A 25,277-nucleotide genomic window follows, 5' to 3' on the forward strand; every position below is an offset into this window, starting at 1 on the left:
CTTCCTAAAACGCTTCCGGATGCAGGCCCATGGCGATCTGCTTCAAGCCCTCGATGAGGCGCGGGCCGGGACGCGAGACTGTGTTGTCGTCCAGGATCACGACGCGCCCGTTCTTCACCGCTGAGAGCTTGTCGAAGCCGGCACGCTTCTCGATGGACGCGGGATCGCTGCTGGAACCTTTCGTCGCCAGGTAGACCTGCGGGTTGGCGGCTATGAGCTGCTCAGACGAGTAGGCTACGTAGCTTTTCTCGGTGACGACGTTGGTGCCACCGGCGAGCGTGATGAGCTCGTCAATGAAGGTGCCCTTGCCCACCGTGTAGAGCGGGTTTTGGCCGATCTCGACGAATGCCGTGACTTTGGGCTTACCAGCGACGGCCTTCTGCACCGACACCACGTCTGCCTTCATGCCTTCGACGATGGAAGTCGCCTTCGATGCCGTGCCGGTCGCCTTGCCTACGCGCTCGATGTCGGTGTAGACGCCTGCGAGGTCCTGCGGGTCGATAGCGATCACCACCGCGCCAAGCGCCTCCAGCCGCTTCACCATGTCGGCCTGCACGCCGGTGGTCGCCAAGATGAGGTCCGGCTTCGCAGCTGCAATAGCCTCCAAGTTGGGTGTCTGAAAGTCGCCGACTTTCGCGATGCCGCTTACCTCGGCAGGATAGTCGTCATAGGTCGTGACGCCGACTACGCGGTCGCCTAGACCCAATGCGAACAGGATCTCGGTGTTTGCGGGCGCGAGTGAAACGATGCGTTTGGGCTCGGCGTTGATGGTAACCACGCGGCCGGCATCGTCGGTCAGCGTCACCGGATATGCCGCCGAGGAGTCGGACTTCACTGTGGACGGACCGCCGCTCGCGGTGCAGCCGGCGAACGAGAACGTCGCAAGCACAGCGGCTAGGAGCAGGATCAGTGTGGTTCGGGTGGCGCGAGTGCGTTTCGTACGGGGCATGCATCCTCCTTGTGGAAATCGATCACGGATTCTTGGACGCCCCCGCCAAAACGAAGAAGCCCGCTGCCCTACAGAGAAATCTGTCGGCAAACGAGCTTCGAGTTGAAAGCGGAGCGGATCGGGGTGAAGTCTCCGGCGCGAGCTTTCGAGCCTGCTTTCGAGACATCACCGCGAGCCGGCCTTGCACCTCGAAGGCCGCGTCGCGCATCACCTTGGCAGGTCTCCTGACTTGGGGAGCGCACAAGCGCTTCCCTCTACAGTGGCGGGTCCCGTCCCGGATTCGCACCGGGTTCCCTATTCTCCCGCGACTGACGTGTCCGCGGGCACCAAGTGACGCCTATTCAGTTGGCAATGCGGTCAGTGTAGTCTAGGCGCAGCGGCGGCGCCATCAGGAATCCGCCGAGTGGGCACTCTTCGCGCCGCTTCGCGGATCGGGTTCTCGGCATGGCGTTCGCTCATCCCGCGACGAGACGAGTATGTGCCGCCCAAGGGAAAGGCGAATCTCTTGCCCGGAAGTCCCAAATGGAACCGTGGATGGCCGGTGATAGCCTGCGCATTCGCGTTTGCGATTCTGGCCGCAAGCGTGGTGGCGGCGCATCTCATCGCCCATGCCGAGTATTCGCGAAGCTTCGACTCACCAGCTTCGATCGAAGTGCGCGCACATGCCGCCGCCATCGCCGCGAGCGTAGAACCCTGGAACCGTGGATTCGTGGCTAGAGCACACCTGCTAACCCTGTGGGTCGAGGGCAAGGACCTTCTGGAAGCCGGAGATTACAACGCAGCGGTAGACGTGCTCGACTCGGCGTACCGCCAAGATGTGGGCAACGTCGAGCTTCTCGCGCTCTACCAGCAGGCGCAAGCCGTCCAGGCCGAGGAAACGAACCGGAAGGCTCACCTGCAGCACGGTCACGAGGGACCCGGTGGCACGCTGCTCCCAGAGGATGTGGAGAGGTAGCCTGATCGCCTCGCCAACCTATGCCCTGACCTCAAACTCCTCAAACTCCGCGCCGAAGCCATCCGGCAACGCGGTCAGCGGGTCCGGACCCAGCCCGACCGTGATCGCCTCCGGCCGAGTGCCCTGGGCACGAAACGCCTGCAGTGCCCATCGCCGCACGCCAAGCGAACTCAGCTCTCCCGCCATGCGCCGGAGCGCATCCAGGCCGAGAAGTCCCGGGTGCACCGTCGTCCGCACCTCGTAGTCGACGGCGCTCGCGAGCAACGCCTGCAGACTCATCCGCGCGTGCTCGCCGCTGCCGGGCACGCGCGTGATGCGCTCGTACTCGGCGAATGGTGCTTTCACGTCGAAACCAACCCAGTCGGCCAAGGAGAGCGCCTCGGCGAAGCGCTCGGGTAGCTGCCCACCGCTGTGCAGGGCCACACGCATGCCCAGCTCGCGCACTTCGCGCATTGCTGGCAGCAGCGCCCGCTGCGCAATGGGCTCACCACCGGAGAAGACGACTCCGTCGAGCAGCCCGACGCGCCCCTCGATGAACCGGCGAACCTCGCGCCACGCCAGCGCCTCGGAACCGGCGGCCGCCGCAGCGGACAACAGTGCCGGGTTATGGCAGTACACACAGTCCCACGGGCAGCCCTGGCAGAAGACCGTCGCTACAAGCTGGCCGGGCCAGTCGCACGTCGACAGACGCGTCAGCCCTCCGATGCGAAGGTCAGCTGAGGTCGACACGCGACTCGAGGAAGCAGGTTCGCTCGGCGTACTCGCCCTGCTTCCCGCGGTTGAACGACGAGACCGGGCGATGGTAGCCCATGACACGCGTCCAGACTTCGCAGGGCTGGCGCTCGTTATCGGCCAGCGCGATCGCGGACTGCGCGGAGACTTCTTCGGTCGCGGTGATATCACTCATGCCTTGGCTCCTCTGGGTTAAGCCACGCCGACGGCGTCGCGTTGCTTGCGTGCGGCGATCTCGAGATCACACTTGGGGCAGAATGGGTGCTCCCCTGCCAGATAGCCATGTGTCGGGCAGATCGAGAACGTCGGTGTGATGGTGATGTAGGGCAGCCGGAAACCCTCCAGCGAGCGGCGCACAAGCTTGCGGCACGCATCCGCCGAGGAGACCCGCTCGCCCAGATAGAGATGCAGCACGGTGCCGCCGGTGTACTTGCGCTGCAATTCCTCCTGAAGCCCGAGCGCCTCGAAAGCGTCGTCCGTGAAACCGACCGGCAGCTGGCTCGAGTTGGTGTAATACGGCGTCACAGGCGTGCCCGCTTGCAGGATTCCGGGGAAACGCTTCTGGTCCTCGCGGGCGAATCGGTGCGTGGTGCCCTCGGCAGGTGTCGCTTCAAGGTTGTAGAGATGTCCGGTCTCCTCTTGGAAGCTCACGATCTTCGTACGCACATGGTCGAGAAAGCGGATCGCGAACGCGCGGCCCCACGGCGTGGTGATGTCGTCTTCGTCGCGTGTGAAGTTGCGGATCATCTCGTTGACACCGTTGACGCCCACCGTCGAGAAGTGGTTGCGTAGCGTGCCGAGGTAGCGCTTCGTGTAAGGGAACAGCCCGTCGTCGATGTGGCGCTGGATGACCTTGCGCTTGATCTCGAGACTCGTGCGCGCGAGGTCGAGCAGCTCATCGAGGCGCGCGAACAACGCGGCCTCATCGCCCTGATGCACGTAGCCCAGACGCGCGCAGTTCACGGTCACGACGCCGAGCGAGCCGGTCTGCTCGGCGCTTCCGAAGAGGCCGTTGCCGCGCTTGAGAAGCTCGGTCAGGTCGAGCTGCAGACGGCAGCACATCGAGCGCACCATGTTGGGCTTGAGCTCGGAGTTCAGGAAGTTCTGGAAGTACGGCAGGCCATACTTCGCCGTCATCTCGAAGAGCAGCTCGGCATTCTCGCTCTCCCACGGGAAGTCCGGTGTGATGTTGTACGTCGGGATCGGGAATGTGAAGACGCGACCCTTGGCGTCGCCCTCGGTCATGACCTCGATGTAGGCGCGGTTGATCATGTCCATCTCGACCTGAAGCTCGCTGTAGGTGAACTCCATGACCTCGCCGCCGATGACGGGATACTGGTCGCGGAGGTCCTCCGGGCAGACCCAGTCGAAGGTAAGGTTGGTAAACGGCGTCTGGGTGCCCCAGCGCGAAGGCACGTTCAGGTTGTAGACGAGTTCCTGGATCGACTGGCGCACCTTCTCGTACGATAGCGAGTCCTTGCGGATGAACGGCGCCATGTACGTGTCGAAGGAGGAGAACGCCTGCGCACCCGCCCACTCGTTCTGTAGCGTGCCGAGGAAGTTCACGATCTGCCCGACGGCGCTCGAAAGGTGCCTGGGTGGGGCCGACTCGACCTTGCCCGGGACACCGTTCAGTCCCTCAGTCAGCAGCGTACGCAGCGACCAGCCGGCGCAGTAGCCGGACAGCATGTCAAGGTCGTGGATGTGGTAGTCGCCGTCGCGGTGCGCCTGCCCGACCGCAGCCGGGTACACGTGCGACAGCCAGTAGTTGGCGACGACCTTGCCCGAGATGTTCAGGATGAGCCCGCCGAGCGAGTAGCCCTGGTTGGCGTTCGCGTTCACGCGCCAGTCGCTGCGGTCGAGGTACTCGTTCATCGAAGACTCCACCTCGACCACCGTGCGGCGATCGTTGCGCAGCCGGGCGCGCTGTTCGCGGTAGACGATGTAGGCACGCGCCGTCTCGAAGTGGTTCGCCGAGATGAGCACCTGTTCGACGACGTCTTGGATCTCCTCGATATGCAACGCCTTCTCGGCGAAGCGGTGGACGAGGACCTTCAGTGTCTGGCCGGCAAGCAGGTCGGCCTCAAGCTCGCCGAACTCGCCGGTGGCCCGGCCCGCACGTGCGATGGCCGAGCGGATCTTGGACGCGTCGAATGGTGCCTCTTCGCCGGCACGCGTGATGACGGTGGAGAGCACCTTGTCGGCAATGGAGTCGTTACTGTTCGCGCAGGACAATGGATCCCCCTTCTTGCTTGCATGGCAGAAGCGGACGTGACGCCCGCCGAAAAAAGAACCCGTCACCTCCGCTGAGGCGAACGGGCTTTCAGAGCATAGCGGTTCGAAATGACATCGAGAGACCCCCGGACACCGCGTGGTCGTCACGAGCCGGCCTCGATCACTTCGAAGGTCGTACCGTGCGTCACTGTCATCGCTATTCTTAGCTGACAACGACCCAAGTCTAGCCGAGCAAGACCATGGGGGGAAGCTAATCCGACGACGAAATTCGGCGACCTGACGAACGGCGCCCTGCGAGCGACGATCACAACCTGTTGCGGAGCCGAACGGTCGCAAACACCATACCTTGTGGTTCGCTCCGCTTGTTGCGCCTAGCGGTTCGCTACCCTCGCGAGTACTTTGCGACCCTCACGGCCTCGACGACCACAAGGCCGCTGCCCACCATCTCATCAAGCTTGGGCATCACGCGCGCGACGTTCTCGGCAGTGTCCACGAAGACGATCATCATCGGCAAATCGCTCGAGAGGTCGAGCAGGTGGGCGGCGTGCATGCGACTCGATTCACCGTAGCCCAGCGTGCCCTTGACGACCGTGGCGCCGGCGACTCCCTCGGCATGCAACATGGCCACGATGGCCTCATAGAGCGAGTGCGAGTGCCAGCGGTCGGTCTCGCCAACCATCACGGTCACACGCTCTGCGTCAAATTCAGTCTTCATGCGCGCCATCCCCTAGATCGATCGGCCGATAAGGATGCCGAGCCACGCTGCTGCCAGCCCTACCACGCCGCTGCCGAACATGTTCGCGAACCCCGCCGCCATCAGGCCGCGCTCCATGAGCGCGATCGACTCATACGACAGCGTCGAAAACGTCGTGAACCCGCCCAGAACCCCCGTGCCGAGGAACAGCCGCCAGTTGCCGGGCACAAACCCGCGATCCAGCGACATGGCCATGAGGATGCCGATGAGGAATGCGCCAGCTATGTTGATGACGAATGTCGGCCAAGGAAAGCCCGCCCCGGTGCGCGTGGCGATCCAGCCGCCGAGACCGAAGCGCAGTGCAGCGCCGAAAGCGCCGCCAAGCGCCACTACGATCACGTCCCGGGCCAACCGAGCACTTCCTCTCTTCGCAGGCGATGCCGCAGTACATGCCGTCAGTATACCGTGCGTGAAACTTGAGTCGGTGGTACATACTACCGATACTTCAGCTTGAGGGTTCCCTCACCATCCTCCCCGGACTCCAGATCCGGGCGGCAAACAGAAAGCCGTCTGATTCGATGCAAGAGACAGAAAACGGCCCCGACGAGATCCTCTACCTCAGCGATTTGACACGGGTCGCCCGTCGGCGCACCCCCACAGGAAGCGTCATCGTCAAGCAGGACGTCGGAGGTGACTCGCGAAAGCGCCTGCGAAACGAATTGCGGGTCCTCAAACGACTCAAAGGAATCGATGGCGTACCCTCGCTCGCCCCGCAGATGCTCGCCAGAGCGCCGCATGAACTCGTCCTCGCAGACACCGGTTCGATTTCTCTCGCCGATGCGCTCACCGCGTCGAGAATGCCGATCCCGCGCGTGATGACGCTGGCCATCCGGCTTGCGAAGATCGTCTCGGACGTACACCGAGCCGGCATCATCCACTTGGACATCAATCCGGCCAACATTCTCCTCGACACCACTACCGGTGCGCCGATCCTCATCGACTTTGATCTTGCGGCAACCTTCAACGAGAAGCAGATGAGATTTCAGGTCCAATCCGGAATCCACGGCACGCTCGACTACCTTGCCCCTGAACAGACCGGCCGCATGAACCGCACCGCCGATGAACGCACCGATCTGTACTCTCTTGGCGTCACACTCTACGAGGTGTCGACAGGCCTCCTGCCTTTTGGCGGGCAGGATCCGCTGGAAGTTGTGCACGATCATCTGGCGCTGGTTTCCACATCGCCCCACGTGCTTGATCCTGGCGTGCCCGAGGGACTGTCAGAGATCATCATGCATCTGATAGAGAAGGATCCCGACCGGCGGTACCAGAGCGCGGAGGGGCTTCTCCATGACCTGAAGATGCTCGACGAAGCGCTGAGCCAAGGTGAGACAAGACTGGCTCTCCTCGGGGAGCGCGATTTTCCCGCGCACTTCATACCGCCCACACAGCTCATCGGCCGCGAATGTGAGCTGGCGAGGCTGCGGCTTGCGCTTGAAGACTCGCACTGCACGCAAGGATGCTTTGGGATGATCACCGGCGATCCTGGGGTCGGCAAGACGATGCTGACCAACGAACTACGACGCATGACCGCAGAAAAATCCGGCTGGTTCATCGAGACCCAAGCCAACGAGCATCGTTACGACACCGGTCCGGGCCTTGTTGCCCGCGCCTTGGGGATGCTCGGCGGACTGCTGCTTTCCGAGCCGGAGACGCGACTGCTCACAGCCACGCAACGCATGAGAAAAGGCCTTGGAAACAACATCGGCGTGATAACCGCGATGGTGCCGGAGTTCGCCTTACTCTTGGGTGACGAGCATGAGACCACAGAGGATCGCTCCACCGAAGCCGAGAAACGCGCTGGGGTAGCTGTCGTAAGTCTACTGCGTGCGGTCACTCCGCTGCGACATCCGCTCGTGATGGTTCTCGGCGATCTTCAGTGGATCAATGAGAGCTCGCTGAATGTCATGAGCGCCATCATCCAGGGAGGCGTTCCCGGCCTTATGGTGGTAGGCACCTATCGCGAAACGGATGTGGGGCCGACACATCCATTGGCTCACGCCATGGCTAGGTGGGAGCAACTCGGGCTTGCACCTGAGATGCTGCGATTGGACAACTTCGGCCGCGAGGATCTCGCAGCGCTTCTGGGATCGATGCTGCGCCTTCCGGTCGAAGATGTAGAGAGCCTCGCCGCGGCTATGAGTACGCATACCGGGGGGAACCCGTTCGACACCGTCGAACTTCTCAACGCCTTGCGAGCCGACAAGATCCTGGAGCTTGGGGCCGACGGCTGGACCTGGGACAACAAGGAAGTCCGGCGTTTCGTAAGCAAGACCGAGGTTGTCGCCTTGCTGGCGGCATGAGCCTGCTGACAGTGTCTGCGCTCTACACCGACCAGCAGCTCCTCTCGTGGCTCGTGATCAAGAGCGTCGAACTGTGGATGCACAATGGCCCGTGCGCGCCACTCATCCCAATCATATGCCGAGCTCCGCTCGCCGCCATTCGTGAACGCGGCGATTACCGCATCGGGTACCGCGCCGCACGAAAAGCGTTGACTGTCAGCGAGGCACACGGGTGGGAGCCGGAGACATCGGAAGCGCGCTTCGTGTTTGTGACTGGGGCGGCGCACTGGGCAGAGCCCCTGCAGAACAGCATCGAACAGGCCGCCTTGGCGCACGAAGGGATGGTACGAGCCGGCGACCCACACAACAACGCCTGCTACTCCTACATGCCTGCGATGGCCGCGTATCTGGACTGCGGACCCACTGTCGATGATTTTGTTTCCGAGGCCGAAGCTGCCATCGACTTCGCAAGGCGCATGGGTATGGACTGGGTCATCGAATCGATGACGATCGGCAGGCAAACCGGGCGCGCGCTCCAGGGAAAGACCGAGCGCATCGGCAGTTTCGGCGATGCCGAATTCAACGAGTCCGCGTATGCCGCGGGCGTCGACCGCTTGCCATTCTCGGCCGGGCTGTTTCACATCCACAAAGCCTTCGCGGCCGCGCTCTTCCGCGACGCTGCCGGTCTCGAAGAACACTCCCTAGCGGCGATGCCTTTGCTGGATCTCTTCAGGGGCACCTATTTCATCATGCTGGCGCATCTCTTTCGAGCCTTGGCGCTGGCCGAGAAGGCCCGAACGGTCCCCGAAGCGCGCGAGAGTGCTTTGGCCGACCTCGAAGTCCACGTGGACTGGCTTTCCGCACGCGCGCAAGATGCTCCTGAGAACTTCTCGCACCTCGCCGCGCTCCTTCGGGCCGAGCGGGCCTGGGCGGGCGGCGATTGCCTCGAGGCGATGAGCCTGTTCGAGATGGCGCTGAGCCTTATCTCGCCTTCCCAGCGTCCTTGGCACTACGCCTTCATCTGCGAACGTCAGTCGCTCCTTTGCATGGAGTACGGCTTCGATCACGCAGGTTTGGGGCTCATCGCTCAGGCGCGCGACGCATATGCTTCTTGGGGCGCGACCGCCAAGGTCGAACAGCTCAAAAACATCTATGGCTCCTTGTATCCCTCGAAGCCCCGACATACCCGGTCGCTCGGACATACCAGCAGTGCCTCGGCCAGCGATATCGACCTGCTTGCCATTCTCAAAGCTTCACAGGCGCTCAGTTCGGAGACTAATCCCGAGACACTCGGCATCCGCGTTAGCGAAGTCCTGAAGAACATGACAGGTGCCACGCAGATGCTGGCGATGTTCTACGACGAGGTCATGCAGGCCTGGGTGCCAACCACCGGCACGGCGCTGCCGGATCAGAGCAAGGCATTGTCGTTAGAGGACGCCGCACATGAGGGTTTGTTGCCGTTCTCGGCGTTCAGTTATGTCGAACGCACGCGACGGACGCTTGTGGTCGAAGACGTCAGGCAGGACAACCGGTTCGCAGACGATCCCTACTTTGCAGGGTTGGCGCAGGGCTCACTGCTGGTATTCCCGCTCCTTAGCCATGGTCGGCTCAGAGCCATCCTCATGTGCGAGAACCGCCTTGTTCGTGGGGTATTCACCGCCGAACGTCTCGACGCTGTGAACCTGATCGCCGGACAACTTACCGTGTCTCTCGACAACACTCGACTCTACGCCGAGCTTGAGAACAAGGTTGCCGAGCGCACCGACGCGTTGGAGACCGCGAACCGTCAGCTCGAGGAGCTGAGCATTACCGATCCCCTCACCGGCCTCGCCAACCGTCGACATCTCACGGATACCTTGGCCTCGGAGCTGCTTCGGGCGAGACGATCGCAGAGCCCTATCGGCATGGCAATGGTCGACATCGACAATTTCAAGCTCTACAACGACCGATATGGACACATCCTCGGCGACACATGCCTAAGGCGCGTGAGTTCCGTACTTGCCGACAGCGTTCGCCAAGGCGTCGACTTGGTCGCTAGGTATGGCGGCGAGGAGTTCGCCATCGTATTGCCGGGGGCGAATCTCGAGACAGTGGCAGACGTAGCCGAACGGGCTCGAGAGGCCGTGGCCGCGCTTGCGGAGCCCAATGAGGACACCGATCTTGGGACAGTAACGATAAGTGTGGGCGTCACCTCGATTACGCCTGATGAAGACAGTCTCGCCGAAGAACTCGTTCAAAGGGCAGACGCTGCCCTGTACACAGCCAAGGCCAACGGACGCAACCGAGTCGCGCGAAACTAGGAAGGCGCACCCGACGCGGGCCGAAGAGTACCGGTAATCGTCCAGCAAGTGCACCTTTCGGCGCCCGTTTCCTAGCGCTTCTCGGCTGCTTTCTGCACGAAGTGCCAGTTCGCGCCGAGGGCGAACCAGCCCGCGAGGGTGATCGCGGCGGTGAGGACGACCATCGGCCACGCCGCGAGAGACGGAAGCGTGAACTCGAAGAACGCACGCGCGACCGGAAGCACGAGTGCGAGCAGAAGTGCGCATACCATCGAGCCGAGAAGCCAGCGGCGCCACCCGCGAACCGGGCGCTCAAGGATCTGGATGACACGCAGGCCGAGAACGGACAGCGCGACGGTGGTGAGCGTGCGCGCCTCGTCGAGCGACGCACCGAGGCCCCTGCTCGCGAGGAAGATGCCGAGAAGGCCGATCGCGAGCGCGACGCCCGCAGGAACCGCGAACTTGAGCACCCGGCCTACGAAACCCGGGCGGTAGCGCGCGGAGTTGGGCATGAGCGCGAGGAAGAATGCCGGAATGCCGATGGTGATGGCTCCCACCAGCGTGAGATGCCGTGGCAGGAACGGGTACGGCATCGCCGCAAGCGCCGAGACGATGGCGAGGATCGTGGCGTACGTGGTCTTAGTCAGGAAGAGGTTCGAGACGCGCTCGGCGTTGGCGATGACGCGGCGGCCCTCTGCCACCGCCGGCGGCATGTTCGCGAAGCGGCCGTCGAGCAAGACGAGCTGCGCAACCGCCTTGGCCGCCGCCGAACCCGAACCCATCGCGATGCCGATATCGGCCTGCTTGAGCGCGAGCACGTCGTTGACGCCGTCGCCCGTCATCGCCACAACGTGGCCACGAGATTGCAGTGCCGCGACCATGTCACGCTTCTGCTCGGGTGTGACGCGGCCGAAGACGGAGGTGGCCTCGAGCGCGTCGGCGAGGTCCGAACTGCCGGGCGCGGGGAGGCTCCGGGCGTCGACAGGAGCATCGGCGCCCTGCACGCCAGCCTGCATGGCGATCGTCCCCACTGTGGCGGCAGCGTCGCCGGAGATCACCTTGACGGCGACGCCTTGCTCGGCGAAGTAGGCGATGGTGGTGCCGGCGTCAGGGCGTATGCGCTCGGCAAGCAGCACGAGTGCGACCGGCTCCAAGTCGGCGGGGAGCGAGTCGGAGGCGGCGGTCAGCGGTTCAGGCGTGTGCGCAAGCAAGAGCACGCGCGGGCCTTCGCTCGCGAGCGCGGCGACACGTCCGCGAGCGGCGACGATGGAAGCTGCAAGCACGCCCTCGGCGGTATCGGAACCGGTAGCGATGTGGTCGAGGATCACGTCGGGAGCGCCGAGCACCCACGTGCCGCGCTCCGCGAACTCGGCAGCGCTCCACTTGCGCGCCGAGGAGAACGCCGCGATGCCTCCGGCGATCCAGCCGTCGGGCGCGGGCACGGCGGCGGTGATGGCGTCGACGGTGGCGTTGCGGGCTGGGTTGGTCCGGGCCAGCGCGCCCAGCGCCGCCTCGGCCTCGGCCGCGACTTCGGGGAACGCGCTGACGGCAGCGACGCCGTCGGCAGCCGCCCCCAGCGTCTCGATGCGGCCGAAGACCGGCACCGGCTCAGTGATGGTACCGGTCTTGTCGACGCAGATCACGTCGACGCGCGCGAGACCTTCGACCGTCGGCAGCTCCTGAATGAGCACGTTACGGCGCGCGAGCACTACTGCGCTCAGCGCGAATGCGACGCTTGTCAGCAGCACAAGCCCCTCAGGCACCATGCCGACAAGCGCAGCTACCGTGTTGGTGACGCCGTCGGCGAGCGAAAGCCCCTGCCGCATCGCGGCGATCACCAGCAGTGCTGCGGTGGGCAGGATCACGAAGATGATCGCCTTGAGGATGCGGTTGATGCCCTCGACCAACTCCGAGCGCACGAGCGTGAACCGCCGACCCTCGGCGGCGATGCGGTTCGCGTACGCCGCCTCCCCCACCGCAGTCGTCACGAAGCGCCCCGCGCCGGCCGCGACGAAGCTGCCCGACAGCACCTCGGCGTCGATCTCCTTGCGCACCGGCACGCTCTCGCCGGTCAGCAGCGACTCGTCGATCTCGAGTCCCGCATTCGCGACCACCCGCCCGTCCGCCGGCACTTGGTCCCCTGCCGACAGCATCACCAGGTCGCCGAGAACCACCTCCGCGAGCGGGATCTCGACCTCCGCGCCGTCGCGCACCACCCGACACCGGGGCGCCACCAGCAGCGCGAGTCTGTCGAGCGTGAATTTGGCCCGCAGCTCCTGCACGATGCCTATCGCGGTGTTCGCGACCAGCACCAGACCGAACAGCGCGTCCTTAGGCGACCCGAACGCGAGCATCAAGACCAGCAGCACGCCGAGGATGCCGTTAAAGATCGTGAAGACGTTAGCGCGGACGATCTCGGCGACCGAGCGGCTCGTCTTGAGCGTCGTCGTGTTGACTTCGCCGGCGGCAATTCGCTCGGCGACCTGCTCAGCTGTGAGACCTGTCCGGATCGGCGTCGTCATGAGCCCAACAGTACCACTCTCATGCCGACGCCGCCCTGCCTATTCTCTGAAGCCGACTATGGTACCCGTTCCTCCACAATGTCGCGTTGTGGAGCCGATCTTGGCTGCCGGTTTTCCGTTTATGAGCACCTCGGAGTCGCCTCCAGCGATTGTAAATGTGTTCGGCCCCGAACATGCGGCGTGGACACCGGTGTCGCCAACTCTGGCGGCGGCTTTGCCGTTGATGAACACGTTGGAACTCCCCGACGTGATCGGCCCCGTCACCGGATGCGGATCTCCGGGATCGCCATGCGCATCGGCGGGACAATAGGCGAGCATCCCGACGCACGCATAGCCCTCACTGGACACCGCTTCCACCGAGAACGACTTGCTGGTTGTCTTGCCGTTGACGGTGACGGAAAGCGTGATCGTGTTGGAGCCCGGGCCGTTAAAGACCGGACGGCTGCGCGCTCCGACCTCTGGACCGAACGTCCCCGTGCCGCTCCACTTGACCTGATCGGAATAGTCCTTGCCATCGATCACACAACTCGCGCCGAAGACCCAGCCACTGACGAAGACTTTCGGGCTGCGCCCCACCGGATAGGTCAGCGCCAGGGTCACTTCGGCCTCTTTGTCTTCAGAGTCCGCGTCCTGTGTCAGGTAGTTCGTAATCCACTGCAGCATATCCGCATCCGACATCCCACAGCCCGACAGCGGCACCACCGCCATCATCATGCCGAGCAACAGCGTGATAAGGCCCAGTCGGCGCACTAATTTGCCACGTTTCATCTCGGCACCTTTCCGCGCGCTCATTGCTGCGCCATCTTCAGCCAGGGACCCAGACTCGACAGCGGGCGCTCGCCCTTCATCTTGAGCTGGCCATTGTCGATTGTGAGCGACTCAACCTTGTAGCCGTTGTTCGTGAGCGCGCTGTCGATATACTGCGTGCCCACGCCTTCCTTGCCCTGGTACCAGCTGGCAGGAACGGTGAAGCGCCCGATCTCGAGTTGCGCGACAGAGAGCGCCACCTTGTTGTTGGTGACCGAGCACGTGCCCTTGAGATAGAACGGCATGTCGCCGATCAGTTTGACCTGGCTCATCACCGCATCGGCTGCCGCTGCCGGCACGCCCAAATCGGTCAGGAACGGCTTCACGTTCGCGAACCTGATGACTCCGGACGCTTCAGCCTCCCCTTTGGACCCAAGCTTGATCTGCACGCGGGCCAGCGGGTAATTCGGAATATCGCCTTGGCCGATGACCAGCAGCGACGAGACCTGCTCGGAAGTGAATGCCGCGTCGTAACGTTTGAGGGAGTCGGGCTTGGCAAGCAGCGCCTTGAGCTGCGCGCTTGTAGTCGGGATCGCCATGGCGTTGGCAGCGGAATACGCGCTCTTGGTGGTCATCTCGACGCCGAGATCGCGCGGCTTCGGACCCAGCCAGCGTGAAAGCCCGGGCACGATCCCCGCCCACGCTCCCGCAAGCACCACACCCAACACCAAGACGCCGAGAACGATGAGGACGACCCTTCGTGCTCTCACCTGCGACCCCCTTCGGACGAAAGGGCGAAACCGCATCCCCGGTCTCGCTGGGCCGAGTATAGCGAGCACCGACGACGTCGAGAAGGGGATTATCCGATCAGTTCGCCCCGGACACTACGTCGCCGAAGTCGGCGGCGTCTGCTGGCGCCGGGCAAACAGATCGCGCACCAGCATCACCCCGGCCACACCCATCTCAACCACTGCGGCCGAGTAGAGCACAAGCGACGCCACCACCAGCGCCCACGCGAGACCGGTTGGCTCAGTGTCGCCGGAAGCGAGCCCTGTCACTTGGGCGAGAACCATCCCCGCCACGAGCAGCCCGACCGCGAGGCCAAGCCCCCACCCTACGAGCGCGCGCCTCGAATGCGCCCGGACCGCAGCCCACAGAAGGATCACCCCGCCCAGCAACGCCGCCGGGAACAGCTCGGCGGGCATGAGCCAGTCGAAGTGGAAATGCTCTGTGCCCAACGCGCCCCATCTGGTGAAAACAAACGGGGACAGAATGGGCATCCAGACCACAACCATCCCCGCGAGCGCAAGCATCTTCGTGAAGACATCAGTACGCTTCATCTTCATGTCTCGCAGCATCGACCGTCACCCCCGGCTGTCATCTACAAGAACTCGCTCCCAACAAAGTACTCCTATAGACTTCCCGAACGCGAGATTTCTCACCCCGTATCCGGGCTATCAGCAGAAAGGCCGTCAATGAACCACAAAGTGCTCGGGGCGCAAAACGTCAGCCGGATGTGCATGGTGTGCGGCGCCGAGAACTCAAACAGCCTCAAAGCCCGCTTCTACGAACTCGAAAATGGCGAACTGCTCGGCATCTTTCGGCCGCTTGCGGAACATCAAAGCTATCCGGGGAGGCTTCATGGAGGCGTCTGCTCGGCGATTCTCGACGAGACGATCGGCCGAGCGATCAACATCATCAACCACGACGACTGGGGCGTGACGGTCGAGCTTACCGTACGGTTCCGTCGGCCCGTGCCACTGGACGGCGACGTTCGCGCTGTCGGACGGATCACTAAGGATTCGCGCCACCTGTTTGAGGGGACCGGCGAGATTCTCCTCAGCGACGGTAGCGTCGCCGTCGAGGCCCGAGGCAAGTTCATGAAGATGCCGATCGACAGGATCGCCGAGGGCGACTTCGGCCAAGAGTGGTTCGAAGACACGCGCGATGCGCCCGAGGAACTCGAACTGTAGACGACATCTCGGCAACAACTCGCCTGAGGGCCGAGTGGAGTACGCTGGTTACGCGTATCACTCGTGTTGCGCGAAGAATGTGCTAGGGAGTCGCACTAGGAGGTTGCCATGGCAACACGAACATTCCGCTTGGCGCTCGTGCTCGTCCTGATCGGTATGCTGGGCCTGCTTCCCGGCTGCTCCCGGAAATCGGATCAGACGACGCCCCCAGCCGTCAACCAGAACCCCGGCAGCACGGTCCCGACGAGCTCTTCCGAGCCCGCCGCACCGCAGGTATCGGTGGTCGTCTACCTCATTGATGCCGCCGAGAAGGTCACACCCGTGCGCCGCACGGTCACAGGCCCCGCAGTCGCAAACGGCGCGATCACCGCACTTCTCGCCGGGCCGACCACAGCCGAGAAGGCAGCCGGGCTGCGCACTCTCGTGCCCGAAGGCACTACGCTTGGAAGCGTAACGATTCAGGACGGCGTTGCGACTGTCGACCTGAGCAGCGCCTACCAGTCCGGCGGCGGCTCGCTGAGCATGCAGGCACGGGTCGCGCAGATCGTGTTCACCCTCACCCAGTTTTCGACCGTCAACAGCGCGAAGTTCAAACTCGACGGAAAGCCACTCACGGTGCTTGGCGGTGAAGGCATCGAACTGGCAAAGGCGCAGACACGGAAGGACTGGGAGTCCTTCGCTCCGGCGGTTCTGATCGAAACCCCGCTGCGCGACGATCTCGTCACCACCCCACTTCGTGTGCAGGGAAGCGCGAACGTATTCGAGGCCGTATTCGAACTCAAAGTCGTGGGGAGCGGTGGCCAGATACTTGCCACGAAGCACGTGATGGCAACATCGGGCACCGGCACGCGCGGAACATTCGATGCGACGCTCACGTGGGACTCGGCGCAGCACGGCAACGCGACCGTCGTCGCGTGGTACAGCTCAGCGAAGGACGGTTCGCCCGTTGTCGTCGCAGAAATCCCGATTCGGTACTAGACGGGGTCTTGAAGAGAAGAGAGAGAGGCGGCCCACATGGACCGCCTCTCTCTTATGTCGCCCAAGAAAGCTCTCTTCGCTGGCGCCGTCTATCCTCTTGCACTACTCCGATGTCGGCGCCTCCGGAACTCCCGCAGATTGCGCCTCCTCGGCGACCATCGCCTCGACCATCTTGAGACGCTTCATCTCCTTCAGGATCGGCCACTCCCCGAATGCGAAGTGGAATGCAACTCCGAGGTTCACAACTGGAATCAGCATCAGCAGGCCGAGAGCCGGCTGACGGCCAGTCCTCTTGTACGCCTGCCAAAACGTGATGGCGAGAACAATGAGCATAGCGGCAAGGATGCCGATCAGAACCCACGTTGTCACACCCCCCATGAGCAGGCTGCTGCCACCCGGGCGGGCCCCCGGCACACCCGTTCCTCCCGGTCCGCGCATACCCTGAGCTGCCGCTGTCGCCACCGTACTGTCCATCCTGTTTCCTCCTGTTTGCATGCCCGAATGAGTGTCTTGTCAGACCGGAATCAGTCCGCCTACTGGTACCTGAGCGCCTCAATAGGATCGAGCCTCGCGGCGCGTCTCGCCGGGTAGTACCCGAAGACGATGCCGATAGCCGTAGATACTCCCACAGCGAGAAGAACGGAACTCCAGCTGACCACGGTGCTATAGTTCGCGAACTGCTTGATGGCCGCCGCGATCCCCCAACCTAGGATGATGCCGATGACGCCGCCAAGCACGGTGAGCGCAACGGCCTCCGCCAAGAACTGAGATGTGAGATCGGAACGGGTCGCACCGATCGCCTTGCGCAGGCCGATCTCACGAATGCGCTCGGTGACCGTTGTGAGCATCATGTTCATGATGCCGATACCGCCGACCAACAGGGAAATGCCCGCGATGGCTGCCAACAGGGTCGTGAGAGTGGCCGTGACCGTCGACAACGTCGAAGCAAGCTCAGCTTGGTTGGCGACCGTGAAGTCGGCCTTGGTTGAGTCCGTGATGCCGTGGCGGCTGAGCAGGAGGGCCGTGATGTCTGCCTGGACCTGCGACATCGCATCTTGCGACGAGGCTTCGATGTAGATGGTGCTGACACCGGTGGCACTCGAAAGGTAGCGTTTGTACGCGTCAAACGGGATGTAGACGGCGCTGTCGCCACTACTCTGGGTGCTCGTGGTGGTGCCCTTCGTCTGGGTCACTCCGATGACGGTGAACGGCTGCCCCTGGATCCTGATGGTCTTACCTAAAGCATCCGCCCCGGTCCCGAACAGTGTCTCGGCAGTTGTGGATCCGAGGACCGCCACGCGCGCCGCATTCGTCTGCTGCGATTCAACGAACCAGCTCCCCGACTGCAGGGTGATGGTGCGGATCGAGGGGTACTCTATCGTGGTTCCAGTCACGGCGACGTTCGTGTTGTTCGAACCCGCCGAGACCTGGTAGTTACCCGACGAAGCCTCGGCGACCGCCGCGATGTTTGCGACTTGGGTCTTGATCGCGGCGACGTCGTTGGCCGTGAGTGACTTGGTGTTCGACCCGGCGCCGCCGCCGCCGATCATCGACGAACGCGAACCACCCGGCGAAACCGTGAGTAGGTTGGCTCCTATCGACGAAATGTTCGACTTGATGGACGCGCTGGCCCCTTGGCCGAGGGCGACCAGAACAATGACCGCTGTGATACCCACCACAATGCCGAGAATCGTGAGGAACGAGCGCGCCTTGTTGGCCGTGAGAGAAAGGAACGTTTCGGCCATAAGATCTTTGACTTTCATTGCGCTGCACCTCCCCCCGCGTCCTCGGTCAGGCGACCGTCCCTGATGTGGAGGACTCTGTCGGCGTGAGCGGCCACGTCGTGCTCGTGAGTGATGAGCAGAATGGTCCTACCCTCCCTGTGCAGCTTGTCGAACGCCGCAAGAATATGCTCGCCGGTGGCCGTGTCTAGGTTGCCGGTGGGTTCGTCGGCCAAGATAAGCGTCGGATCATTGATGAGAGCGCGTGCTATCGCAACCCGCTGCATTTGACCACCTGAAAGCTGGTTTGACAGCTTGTAGTGCAACTCCTCGGTCAACCCCGCAGCCTCAAGCGCTGCCGTCGCCTTCTCTGCGCGGACCTTCTCAGGGGTTTGCGAATAGATGAGCGGAAGCATCACGTTTCGCATCACCGAAGTCCTCGGCAGCAGGTTGAATGATTGAAAGACGAAGCCGATCTCTCTCGAGCGCGCCTCCGCGAGCTCGTTGTCGTTAAGCGACGAGACGTCCACTCCACGGATGAAGTAGCGGCCACTCGTCGGCGTGTCCAGCAGGCCGAGCAGGTTCATCAGCGTCGACTTACCGGACCCCGACGGGCCCATGAGCGCGACAAACTCGCCTTCCTCCACCGAGAGCGACACGTTCCGCAGCGCCCGCGTGTAGGTGTCACCCGTCACGTAGGTCTTGGACACGTCTCTGACCTCAAGGATGACGCTCATCAGTTGCCGCCCGGACGAGCACCGGTCGGCCCGCCACCGGTCGTGCCAAGAAGCGAGCTGGCCGAGTTGCTGGTCGTCGTCGAAGTGCCGGTGCTCGTGCTTCCGGTCACTACAACGGCGCCTGCCGACAAGCCGGACTTCACCTCGGTGTAAGTGTCGTCACTCAAGCCCGTTGTGACCGACGTTTCTGTGGAAGCCCCATTGTTGTAGACAAGCACGTACTTGGTGGTGCCGCTGGTGTGGATCGCAACGCTCGGCACCGCAACGACGTTCTCGACGGTCGCGATCTTGATGTCGGCTGTTGCCGTCATGCTCGGCCGAAGCCTGGAATCCTGCGGGTCCAACGCCAGCTGCACGGCGAATGTAACTACGCCCGAGGAGCTAGTGCCGTTCGGCGAGATCGAAACCACCGTGCCGGTGAAGGTCTTATTGGCCAGAGCATCAATGCTGATCGAAGCTTTCTGACCCAAAACGAGCGACGTCACATTGACTTCGCTGACCGAAATGCTGACCCGAAGCGAGTTCAGGTCAGAGATGGTGAGCCCGGTGGAGGAGCTGCTCGATGACGAACTTGTCCCCGTAGTTGCGCCAGCCGAGGAAGCGCCAGTGCTCGAGGAGCTGCTCGTGCCGGCGCTGACTGTGGATCCAACCGTGAACGGCAGCGAAGTGATCATACCGGCCATCGGCGCGGTAACGACCGTGTTCTGGCTGTTGGCAAGAGCCGTGTCGTAGGTGGCCTGCGCCTTGCTGACGGCAGCTTGATTCGTATCAACCTGCAGGGAGGCCGATGACACCTGGGCCTGGGCGTTGGTCACGCCACTCTCGGCACTTGTGACATTGCGCTGGGCAATCGTGATCTGATCGGCAGAACCGCCGCCAGCCACGAGTTTGTCAAGACTTTGCTGGGCTTGGATGACTTGGGTTTGGGCGGAGTAGACGCTGTTGGTCGCCTGGCGGTATGAGGACTGCGCCTGAATGAGCTGCTGTTTGGCCTGCAACAGTGCAGTATTCGCCGTGAGCAGCGTGGCTTGTGCGTCTTCATCTGAGATCTTGTAGAGCTTCTGGCCGACCGCCACCGTGTCACCGAGGCTCACGTAGAGTTCCTCGACCTTACCGCTGATCACGGGGGTCACAACGACCGACTTCGAGACAACGAGGCTTCCCGTTCCCGATATCGTCGAAGTCACCGTTCTGGTCGTCGCGGTTCCCGTCGAGATACTAGTGGCCGAGGTTCCCTTGTTGAGCAGGAAGTACGCGCCGATCGCCCCGGCCGCAACGACAGCCACCGTGCAGACTCCTGCAATCGCCCAGCGGCTCTTCCGCTTGCGTGCCGCCGTCGTCGGCGCAGCCTCGGCGCTCATGTTCTCGCCCTCGGGTAGCGGGCATTCAGCACAAAGATCATGGTCCCTCCTCATAATCGGGTTTCGGCACAGATAGAAGGTACCTGCCGAGGAGGGGAAAAGCGTCATGCCGAGGGATACAGTTCGGATACTCCGGCTGGAGTATCCGGAAGCGAAGGGGCGTCGCGCGAGCTACGCGCCGGTTCCCGGAACGACGAAGCCGCTTTCGTACGCCAGAGCCACAAGCTGAGCCCGATCGCGCATACCGAGTTTGACCATCGTGCGGCTCACGTGGGTCTTGGCGGTTGCGGGGCTGATGTAGAGCCTGCCCGCTATCTCGGAATTGGACAAACCCGCGGCCACCAAGGTCAAGACCTCGCGTTCGCGAACGGTGAGCTGGTCGAGTTCGGCAAGGCGTGCGTACGGATGCGCGGGGCGCTTTGCGAACTCGGCGATCAGACGGCGCGTGACCGAGGGTGACAGAAGCGCTTCCCCGGCAGCTATGACCCGGATGCCGTCGAGCAGGGCGTCGGGATCGGTATCTTTCAGCAGGAACCCGCTGGCACCGGCACGAAGCGCGTCGTAGACGTACTCGTCGAGATCAAACGTCGTCAGGACCAAGATCCTCGCAGAAGCCGTCGCCGGATCGGCCACGATCGCACGTGTGGCCTCTATGCCATTCTTCACCGGCATCCTGATGTCCATGAGCACGACGTCAGGCACAAGCTCGCGAACGAGCCGAACCGCCTGCTCGCCATCGGCAGCTTCGCCTACCACTATGAGGTCCGGAGCCGAATCGACGAGAACACGGAAGCCTCCGCGCACCAACGCCTGATCATCGGCGACAAGGACTCGAATCGGCTGATCGACCTTATTCACGGGAGTCCTCCCCATCGAGCGGCAGGTATGCCACTACGCGGAAGCCGCCTTCGGCGCGCAATCCCGCTTCGAAAGCGCCGCCGAGAGCGGTGGCCCTCTCGCGCATGCCAGCCAGCCCGTGGCCCTCGATTCTCGCGTCTGAAGCAGGTGTCTTGCCGTCATCGGCGATTTCGATCGTCAGCCCTCTGGCATCGCGACGCAGCGTAAGCCATACAGTGCAGATCCCCGCGTGGCGAACGACGTTCGTGAGCGCTTCCTGGATGATTCGATACGCCGAGAAATCGACGACTGACGGTACATCGGCCAAGTCCCCGGTGAAATTGCGATGGATGGTGAAGCCGGCTTCCATGAGCGGCGCCGTCAGTTCATTGATGCGCCCCAGCCCGGGAACCGGCGCCAGCGGCGCCCCCGGCTCATCAGCCGAGCGCAAGACTCGCAGCATGGCGCGCAACTCGTCCAATGCCCCCTTGCTGGTCTGTCGGATCGCCTCAAGCGAACGACGCGCTTCGATAGGATTGCTGTCGAGCACATGCGAAGCGGCGCCGGACTGGACTGCGATTATCGAGAGTGAATGCGCAGTCACGTCATGAAGTTCGCGTGCGATCCGAAGCCGCTCCTCATCGACGCGCCGATGTGTCTCTTCTTCGCGCGTGCGTTCCGCCTCTGCAGCGCGAGCCTCCACCTCGGCGACGTACGCGCGCTGGTTTCGCACCGCCTGCCCGGCCGCCGCAACAGCACCAAACATCGCGAAGGTGCTCAGATGGGTCAGCCAGAAGCGGTTGTCGGCAAAGCCGGGAGAGGAGACCACCGCTATCAACACGGCGGAGAGCACCGTGCCAATCAGCAGAACTCCTCTGCTCCTCATGGTTCCGAGCGAATAGACCGCGAACAGAGGTGCGATTACTAGAAATGAAGAAGGGAAATGACCCAGCTCATAGACAACGACGAAGAACATTGACGTCACCAGAGTGGAAACGGGGAAACGCCGTCTGAAAGCAAGCGGAAGAAACACCAGCGCCACGAGAAGGTAGGTGATCGGCATTGCCTGAATGGGGGAACCGATGAGGTTCTGGGCCGGTTGAGGAAGTGGCATGTGCTGGCCGGTCAACAGCGGACTGAGGGCAAGGACGATCCACGCTGCGCCTGTCAGTCCAATGGCATAGAGCCAATCGACTGTGTTTGGTCCGATCCTGCGAATCCGTTCAAGAAGTTGTTCCATGCTCAAGATGGTAAGCCCTCAGCGCTATTCGCGCATTCTCTGCAAGGAGTACATTCCAATGCGCCCGGTAGAGTAGTGTGGAGTCCTCTTGTGGAATTGTCGCCGAAAGCCTTGGTAGTAGCCTTTCGCGGTAACCCATGTCTGATGACAATCTGCTATCTGTCCTCGGCGACGATCTAGATGTCAGGAAGCGAGTACGGTCCCCTGCCCAGAAGTAGAATCAGCTCTTCTGTGGGGATCGGGTGGCTGAAGTAGAAGCCTTGTGCTACGTCGCAACCATTGGCCCGAAGGAAACGGACCTGCTCCTCGGTCTCCGGCCCCTCGGCGACGACGACGGCTCCAAGGCTCTTCGCAAGCGCGATGATCGACAAGACCACGGCCCGGGCTTCGAGGTCATCGGGAAGCAACTCGACAAAACTGCAGTCGATCTTGATCGTGTTGGCGCGAAACATCCGAACGTAGGTGAGCGAAGAGTAGCCCGTTCCGAAGTCGTCGAGCGCCAGTCCCACGCCAACAACGTCTCGCAGCTGCGCGAACTTCGCCTGGGCCTCCTCGGCATCGAGCAGAAACGCGGTCTCGGTGATCTCAAGCTTTATGGACTGCGCTTCGACGCCGGAATCGCTCAACACGTCGCCGAGCAGCGCGGTTACATCCATTTCCCTGAACTGGCGCACGGAGAAGTTCACGGACATGGTGAGCCCAGGAGTCACCTCCTGCATGATCGCCAGATCTGCGCATGCTTTGCGCATGACCCAGTCCCCCAACAAGACGATGAGTTCGGAGTTCTCGGCTATGGGGATGAAGTCCGTCGGCGACATCACGGCGCCCTCACGGGTGCGCAGCCGCGCGAGCGCCTCGACTCCCGTGATGCGCCCCGTCGACAGGTCGACCTGCGGTTGGTAGAGCAGGAAATACCGATCCTCATCAAGGGCTCCCCAGAGCTCTTCCTCGATGGACCTGAGTCGCTGCATGCTGACCTGAAGCTCTTCGGAGAAGAACTGGACTCTACTGCGACCAAGCGCTTTGGCGCCATACATCGCCAGATCGGCATGCTGCATGAGGCTCGTCGCGTCTGTCGAGTCTGTGGGGAAAAGGGAAACGCCGATGCTCGCGCTCACGTGCACGTCTTCGACACCTAGGCGGAAGGTCCGGCCCATGGCCTCAAGCAGGCGCTGAGTCGCAGTCTCCACCTGCAAGGCGTCCTCGACGTCGGCTAGGACGACGGTGAACTCGTCCCCGCCGAAGCGTCCGACCGTATCGCTCTCGCGCAACGCACCCGTGATGCGCTCTGCGACCGCAACCAGCAGCGCATCTCCCTGAGCGTGTCCGAGGGTATCGTTTATGCCCTTGAAGTTGTCCAGATCGATGAAGAGGACCGCCACCCCCCGCCCGACTCGCGTGGCATACGCCAGAGCGTGTTCGAGCCTGTCACTGAGCAGGATGCGATTGGGCAGACCGGTCAAAGCGTCATGGGTCGCGTTGAACTGCAGGGTTATCTCGGCCTGTCTGATCTCCGTGAGATCCGTGACGACACAGATGGCACTTGTATCGCGCTCATCGGTACCTGCGGAAGCGGCCATAGACACCCATGCAGGAAAGACGGTGCCGTCGGCCCTCGTCTGCTCAAGTTCGCCTCTCCATTCTCCCTCGGCTGCGAGGATCTCCTGCATCGTCTCGAGGGATTCGAACATGCGGTCCTCGGACAGAAACCGCCTCGCGCTCGTGTTGACGATGTCCTCGCGTGCATACCCCGTCATACGGCAAAAGGCGCTGTTGACGTCGACTATCCGTCCGCCTTGACCGGGCAATAGAACCAAGATGCCCTCGTTAGTGGTCTCGAACACCGTACTTGCCAACTTGAGTTGATCGGTCCGCCGGCGCTCGTCGGTGACATCCTGAAGGGTCACAAGCTGCGCGGGCGCCCTGCCCGGGCCGACAACCAGCGGCGTGACCCCGAGTTCGATGTATCGCTGACCACCGTCAGTCTCGAGAGAGAGCACACAGCGCTGAGGCTCGCTCTCGCCCAGAAGGGCATTCGCCCCCGCTATCGCGCTGAAGACCGCCTCGGCGGGCCTGCCGAGAACCTCGGCCGAAGGTGCGTCAAGCATCGAGAGCGCCGCCGAGTTCGCATCGACAACCAGGCCGTCTCCATCGACGAGAACCACTCCGTCTCGCATCTGTTCGACGAGTGCGCCGCGGGCCAAAGGGACGATGTCGAACAGCCCGCCGCGCAGGATCGCGAACAACCACAGAGCACCGGTAGCCAAGAATGCGATCGGCGCCGAATCGATGCCCAAGGGAAGGAACCCGACTTGAGCAACCACGGTGACAACGGTTGGTACCAACCCGCCGATGAGAAGGATCACTGCCCGGGTCCTCCTGATCCCGGTGGACCGAAGGTACATACGAAAAATGATGACCGTGGCCAAGAGGATCAGAGCATACGCGTAAGCGACAAAGACCCAATACAGCGGGCCCCATACTATCTGGTAGTACGTGAACGAACCGATCGTGCGTGCGACTATCGCCGCCTCGAACAGGCGGCCAGGGTTCAACCACTCGATGTTGTTAAGCGCAAACGACGCACTAGCTATGAGCGCAATGCGACCGGGAGTGAGCCATCGCTTCATCCCCGCAATTTCGAACGCTAGAGTCAGGAATCCGACCGGGACCAACCAACTTCCGAGAGATGTCGTTCTCGACCAGAAGACCTGCTGATCCAAAGTGGGCATACACCACATCACCGCGTAGCCACCAGCCCAGATGGCGACGCCGAGCATCAGTGCCGCAAGCGGCAGTGCCTCGCGAGCAGCGCGACGGCGCCAAGCAACCACTACTACCGCCAACGCCAGAACACCCGCGACCGCGTAGAGAAGCATGTAGAGATAGTGCAGCTCCACCACGGAAGCCGCCTCCCAATCTGAAGCTTCGGACGGTGCTCGAATCGAGACTACGTTTTAAGTTACCCATGGATG

At 62.6% G+C, this 25,277-nt stretch carries 22 protein-coding genes and 1 riboswitch; of the genes, 5 read left to right on the forward strand and 17 right to left on the reverse strand.

Annotated features, from left to right (window positions below; all coding sequences use genetic code 11):
• Window positions 1-4: 4 nt before the first annotated feature.
• A complete protein-coding gene (locus HGA39_05560) occupies window positions 5-949 on the reverse strand; it encodes a cobalamin-binding protein (protein NTW28815.1) in 945 nt (314 codons plus the stop codon).
• A gap of 196 nt (window positions 950-1,145) precedes the next feature.
• A riboswitch (cobalamin riboswitch) is annotated at window positions 1,146-1,295 on the reverse strand.
• Between the two features lie 57 nt (window positions 1,296-1,352).
• On the opposite strand from HGA39_05560, the gene HGA39_05565 reads away from it, so the two are divergent.
• A complete protein-coding gene (locus HGA39_05565; protein ID NTW28816.1) occupies window positions 1,353-1,904 on the forward strand; it encodes a tetratricopeptide repeat protein in 552 nt (183 codons plus the stop codon).
• Window positions 1,905-1,922: 18 nt separating this feature from the next.
• Here HGA39_05565 and HGA39_05570 read toward each other — a convergent pair whose 3' ends face one another.
• The 5 genes from HGA39_05570 to crcB all read right to left on the reverse strand — a co-directional run bounded on the left by HGA39_05570 (window position 1,923) and on the right by crcB (window position 5,976).
• Window positions 1,923-2,633, reverse strand: a complete 711-nt coding sequence (locus HGA39_05570; GenBank protein NTW28817.1) for an anaerobic ribonucleoside-triphosphate reductase activating protein — start codon at window positions 2,631-2,633, stop codon at window positions 1,923-1,925.
• On the reverse strand, window positions 2,617-2,811 hold the full coding sequence (locus HGA39_05575) for a hypothetical protein (GenBank protein NTW28818.1): 195 nt from the start codon (window positions 2,809-2,811) through the stop codon (window positions 2,617-2,619). The genes HGA39_05570 and HGA39_05575 overlap by 17 nt, the downstream gene beginning before the upstream one ends.
• Window positions 2,812-2,828: 17 nt before the next feature.
• A complete protein-coding gene (locus HGA39_05580) occupies window positions 2,829-4,844 on the reverse strand; it encodes a ribonucleoside triphosphate reductase (protein NTW28819.1) in 2,016 nt (671 codons plus the stop codon).
• Between the two features lie 409 nt (window positions 4,845-5,253).
• Window positions 5,254-5,586 (reverse strand): DUF190 domain-containing protein, encoded by a 333-nt coding sequence (locus tag HGA39_05585; GenBank protein ID NTW28820.1) that lies wholly within the window; start codon window positions 5,584-5,586, stop codon window positions 5,254-5,256.
• Window positions 5,587-5,598: 12 nt separating this feature from the next.
• Window positions 5,599-5,976, reverse strand: coding sequence for a fluoride efflux transporter CrcB (crcB, locus tag HGA39_05590; protein NTW28821.1), 378 nt, complete (start codon window positions 5,974-5,976; stop codon window positions 5,599-5,601).
• A 167-nt stretch (window positions 5,977-6,143) separates the two neighbouring features.
• Between crcB and HGA39_05595 the strand changes: the two genes are divergently transcribed.
• Together HGA39_05595 and HGA39_05600 are read left to right on the forward strand one after the other, a co-directional pair.
• Window positions 6,144-7,928: an AAA family ATPase gene (locus HGA39_05595; protein NTW28822.1), complete on the forward strand. Its 1,785-nt coding sequence runs from the start codon at window positions 6,144-6,146 to the stop codon at window positions 7,926-7,928.
• On the forward strand, window positions 7,925-10,207 hold the full coding sequence (locus tag HGA39_05600) for a sensor domain-containing diguanylate cyclase (protein NTW28823.1): 2,283 nt from the start codon (window positions 7,925-7,927) through the stop codon (window positions 10,205-10,207). The genes HGA39_05595 and HGA39_05600 overlap by 4 nt, the downstream gene beginning before the upstream one ends.
• Window positions 10,208-10,278: 71 nt before the next feature.
• On the opposite strand, the gene HGA39_05605 is transcribed toward HGA39_05600, so the two are convergent.
• The 4 genes from HGA39_05605 to HGA39_05620 all read right to left on the reverse strand — a co-directional run bounded on the left by HGA39_05605 (window position 10,279) and on the right by HGA39_05620 (window position 14,795).
• Window positions 10,279-12,708: an HAD-IC family P-type ATPase gene (locus HGA39_05605; protein NTW28824.1), complete on the reverse strand. Its 2,430-nt coding sequence runs from the start codon at window positions 12,706-12,708 to the stop codon at window positions 10,279-10,281.
• Between the two features lie 39 nt (window positions 12,709-12,747).
• Window positions 12,748-13,371: a hypothetical protein gene (locus HGA39_05610; GenBank protein ID NTW28825.1), complete on the reverse strand. Its 624-nt coding sequence runs from the start codon at window positions 13,369-13,371 to the stop codon at window positions 12,748-12,750.
• A 125-nt stretch (window positions 13,372-13,496) separates the two neighbouring features.
• Window positions 13,497-14,225 carry a hypothetical protein gene (locus HGA39_05615; GenBank protein ID NTW28826.1) on the reverse strand — a complete coding sequence of 243 codons (729 nt, stop codon included), beginning with the start codon at window positions 14,223-14,225 and terminating at the stop codon, window positions 13,497-13,499.
• 114 nt (window positions 14,226-14,339) lie between these two features.
• Window positions 14,340-14,795 carry a hypothetical protein gene (locus tag HGA39_05620; GenBank protein ID NTW28827.1) on the reverse strand — a complete coding sequence of 152 codons (456 nt, stop codon included), beginning with the start codon at window positions 14,793-14,795 and terminating at the stop codon, window positions 14,340-14,342.
• A gap of 135 nt (window positions 14,796-14,930) precedes the next feature.
• Between HGA39_05620 and HGA39_05625 the strand changes: the two genes are divergently transcribed.
• Both HGA39_05625 and HGA39_05630 read left to right on the forward strand, forming a co-directional pair.
• Window positions 14,931-15,428, forward strand: coding sequence for a PaaI family thioesterase (locus HGA39_05625; GenBank protein ID NTW28828.1), 498 nt, complete (start codon window positions 14,931-14,933; stop codon window positions 15,426-15,428).
• A 108-nt stretch (window positions 15,429-15,536) separates the two neighbouring features.
• Window positions 15,537-16,406: a spore gernimation protein gene (locus HGA39_05630; protein NTW28829.1), complete on the forward strand. Its 870-nt coding sequence runs from the start codon at window positions 15,537-15,539 to the stop codon at window positions 16,404-16,406.
• Between the two features lie 102 nt (window positions 16,407-16,508).
• Here HGA39_05630 and HGA39_05635 read toward each other — a convergent pair whose 3' ends face one another.
• The 7 genes from HGA39_05635 to HGA39_05665 all read right to left on the reverse strand — a co-directional run bounded on the left by HGA39_05635 (window position 16,509) and on the right by HGA39_05665 (window position 25,205).
• On the reverse strand, window positions 16,509-16,880 hold the full coding sequence (locus tag HGA39_05635) for a hypothetical protein (protein ID NTW28830.1): 372 nt from the start codon (window positions 16,878-16,880) through the stop codon (window positions 16,509-16,511).
• 59 nt (window positions 16,881-16,939) lie between these two features.
• Window positions 16,940-18,169 (reverse strand): FtsX-like permease family protein, encoded by a 1,230-nt coding sequence (locus tag HGA39_05640; protein NTW28831.1) that lies wholly within the window; start codon window positions 18,167-18,169, stop codon window positions 16,940-16,942.
• Window positions 18,166-18,864, reverse strand: a complete 699-nt coding sequence (locus HGA39_05645; protein NTW28832.1) for an ABC transporter ATP-binding protein — start codon at window positions 18,862-18,864, stop codon at window positions 18,166-18,168. The genes HGA39_05640 and HGA39_05645 overlap by 4 nt, the downstream gene beginning before the upstream one ends.
• The gene (locus HGA39_05650) at window positions 18,864-20,225 is read right to left on the reverse strand and encodes an HlyD family efflux transporter periplasmic adaptor subunit (GenBank protein NTW28833.1); all 1,362 of its coding nucleotides are present in this window, start codon (window positions 20,223-20,225) and stop codon (window positions 18,864-18,866) included. Before HGA39_05650 ends, HGA39_05645 begins: the two co-directional genes overlap by 1 nt.
• A 171-nt stretch (window positions 20,226-20,396) precedes the next feature.
• Window positions 20,397-21,098 carry a response regulator transcription factor gene (locus HGA39_05655; protein NTW28834.1) on the reverse strand — a complete coding sequence of 234 codons (702 nt, stop codon included), beginning with the start codon at window positions 21,096-21,098 and terminating at the stop codon, window positions 20,397-20,399.
• A complete protein-coding gene (locus tag HGA39_05660) occupies window positions 21,076-22,302 on the reverse strand; it encodes a sensor histidine kinase (GenBank protein NTW28835.1) in 1,227 nt (408 codons plus the stop codon). The genes HGA39_05655 and HGA39_05660 overlap by 23 nt, the downstream gene beginning before the upstream one ends.
• Window positions 22,303-22,478: 176 nt before the next feature.
• Window positions 22,479-25,205, reverse strand: a complete 2,727-nt coding sequence (locus HGA39_05665) for an EAL domain-containing protein (GenBank protein NTW28836.1) — start codon at window positions 25,203-25,205, stop codon at window positions 22,479-22,481.
• Between the last annotated feature and the right edge of the window lie 72 nt (window positions 25,206-25,277).

It is taken from the genome of Coriobacteriia bacterium, from assembly GCA_013336165.1.
Classification (GTDB): Bacteria; Actinomycetota; Coriobacteriia; order Anaerosomatales; family JAAXUF01; genus JAAXUF01.

Bases quoted from the DNA above. Each gene is read 5' to 3' on its own strand.
- HGA39_05595 (NTW28822.1), top strand. From the start codon at position 6,144: ATGCAAGAGACAGAAAACGGCCCCGACGAGATCCTCTACCTCAGCGAT.
- HGA39_05625 (NTW28828.1), top strand. From the start codon at position 14,931: ATGAACCACAAAGTGCTCGGGGCGCAAAACGTCAGCCGGATGTGCATG.
- HGA39_05575 (NTW28818.1), bottom strand. From the start codon at position 2,811: ATGAGTGATATCACCGCGACCGAAGAAGTCTCCGCGCAGTCCGCGATC.
- HGA39_05620 (NTW28827.1), bottom strand. From the start codon at position 14,795: ATGAAGCGTACTGATGTCTTCACGAAGATGCTTGCGCTCGCGGGGATG.
- HGA39_05645 (NTW28832.1), bottom strand. From the start codon at position 18,864: ATGAGCGTCATCCTTGAGGTCAGAGACGTGTCCAAGACCTACGTGACG.
- HGA39_05660 (NTW28835.1), bottom strand. From the start codon at position 22,302: ATGGAACAACTTCTTGAACGGATTCGCAGGATCGGACCAAACACAGTC.
- HGA39_05650 (NTW28833.1), bottom strand. From the start codon at position 20,225: ATGAGCGCCGAGGCTGCGCCGACGACGGCGGCACGCAAGCGGAAGAGC.
- HGA39_05640 (NTW28831.1), bottom strand. From the start codon at position 18,169: ATGAAAGTCAAAGATCTTATGGCCGAAACGTTCCTTTCTCTCACGGCC.
- HGA39_05610 (NTW28825.1), bottom strand. From the start codon at position 13,371: ATGCTGCAGTGGATTACGAACTACCTGACACAGGACGCGGACTCTGAA.
- HGA39_05585 (NTW28820.1), bottom strand. From the start codon at position 5,586: ATGAAGACTGAATTTGACGCAGAGCGTGTGACCGTGATGGTTGGCGAG.
- HGA39_05655 (NTW28834.1), bottom strand. From the start codon at position 21,098: ATGGGGAGGACTCCCGTGAATAAGGTCGATCAGCCGATTCGAGTCCTT.
- HGA39_05600 (NTW28823.1), top strand. From the start codon at position 7,925: ATGAGCCTGCTGACAGTGTCTGCGCTCTACACCGACCAGCAGCTCCTC.
- HGA39_05560 (NTW28815.1), bottom strand. From the start codon at position 949: ATGCCCCGTACGAAACGCACTCGCGCCACCCGAACCACACTGATCCTG.
- HGA39_05635 (NTW28830.1), bottom strand. From the start codon at position 16,880: ATGGACAGTACGGTGGCGACAGCGGCAGCTCAGGGTATGCGCGGACCG.
- HGA39_05630 (NTW28829.1), top strand. From the start codon at position 15,537: ATGGCAACACGAACATTCCGCTTGGCGCTCGTGCTCGTCCTGATCGGT.
- HGA39_05605 (NTW28824.1), bottom strand. From the start codon at position 12,708: ATGACGACGCCGATCCGGACAGGTCTCACAGCTGAGCAGGTCGCCGAG.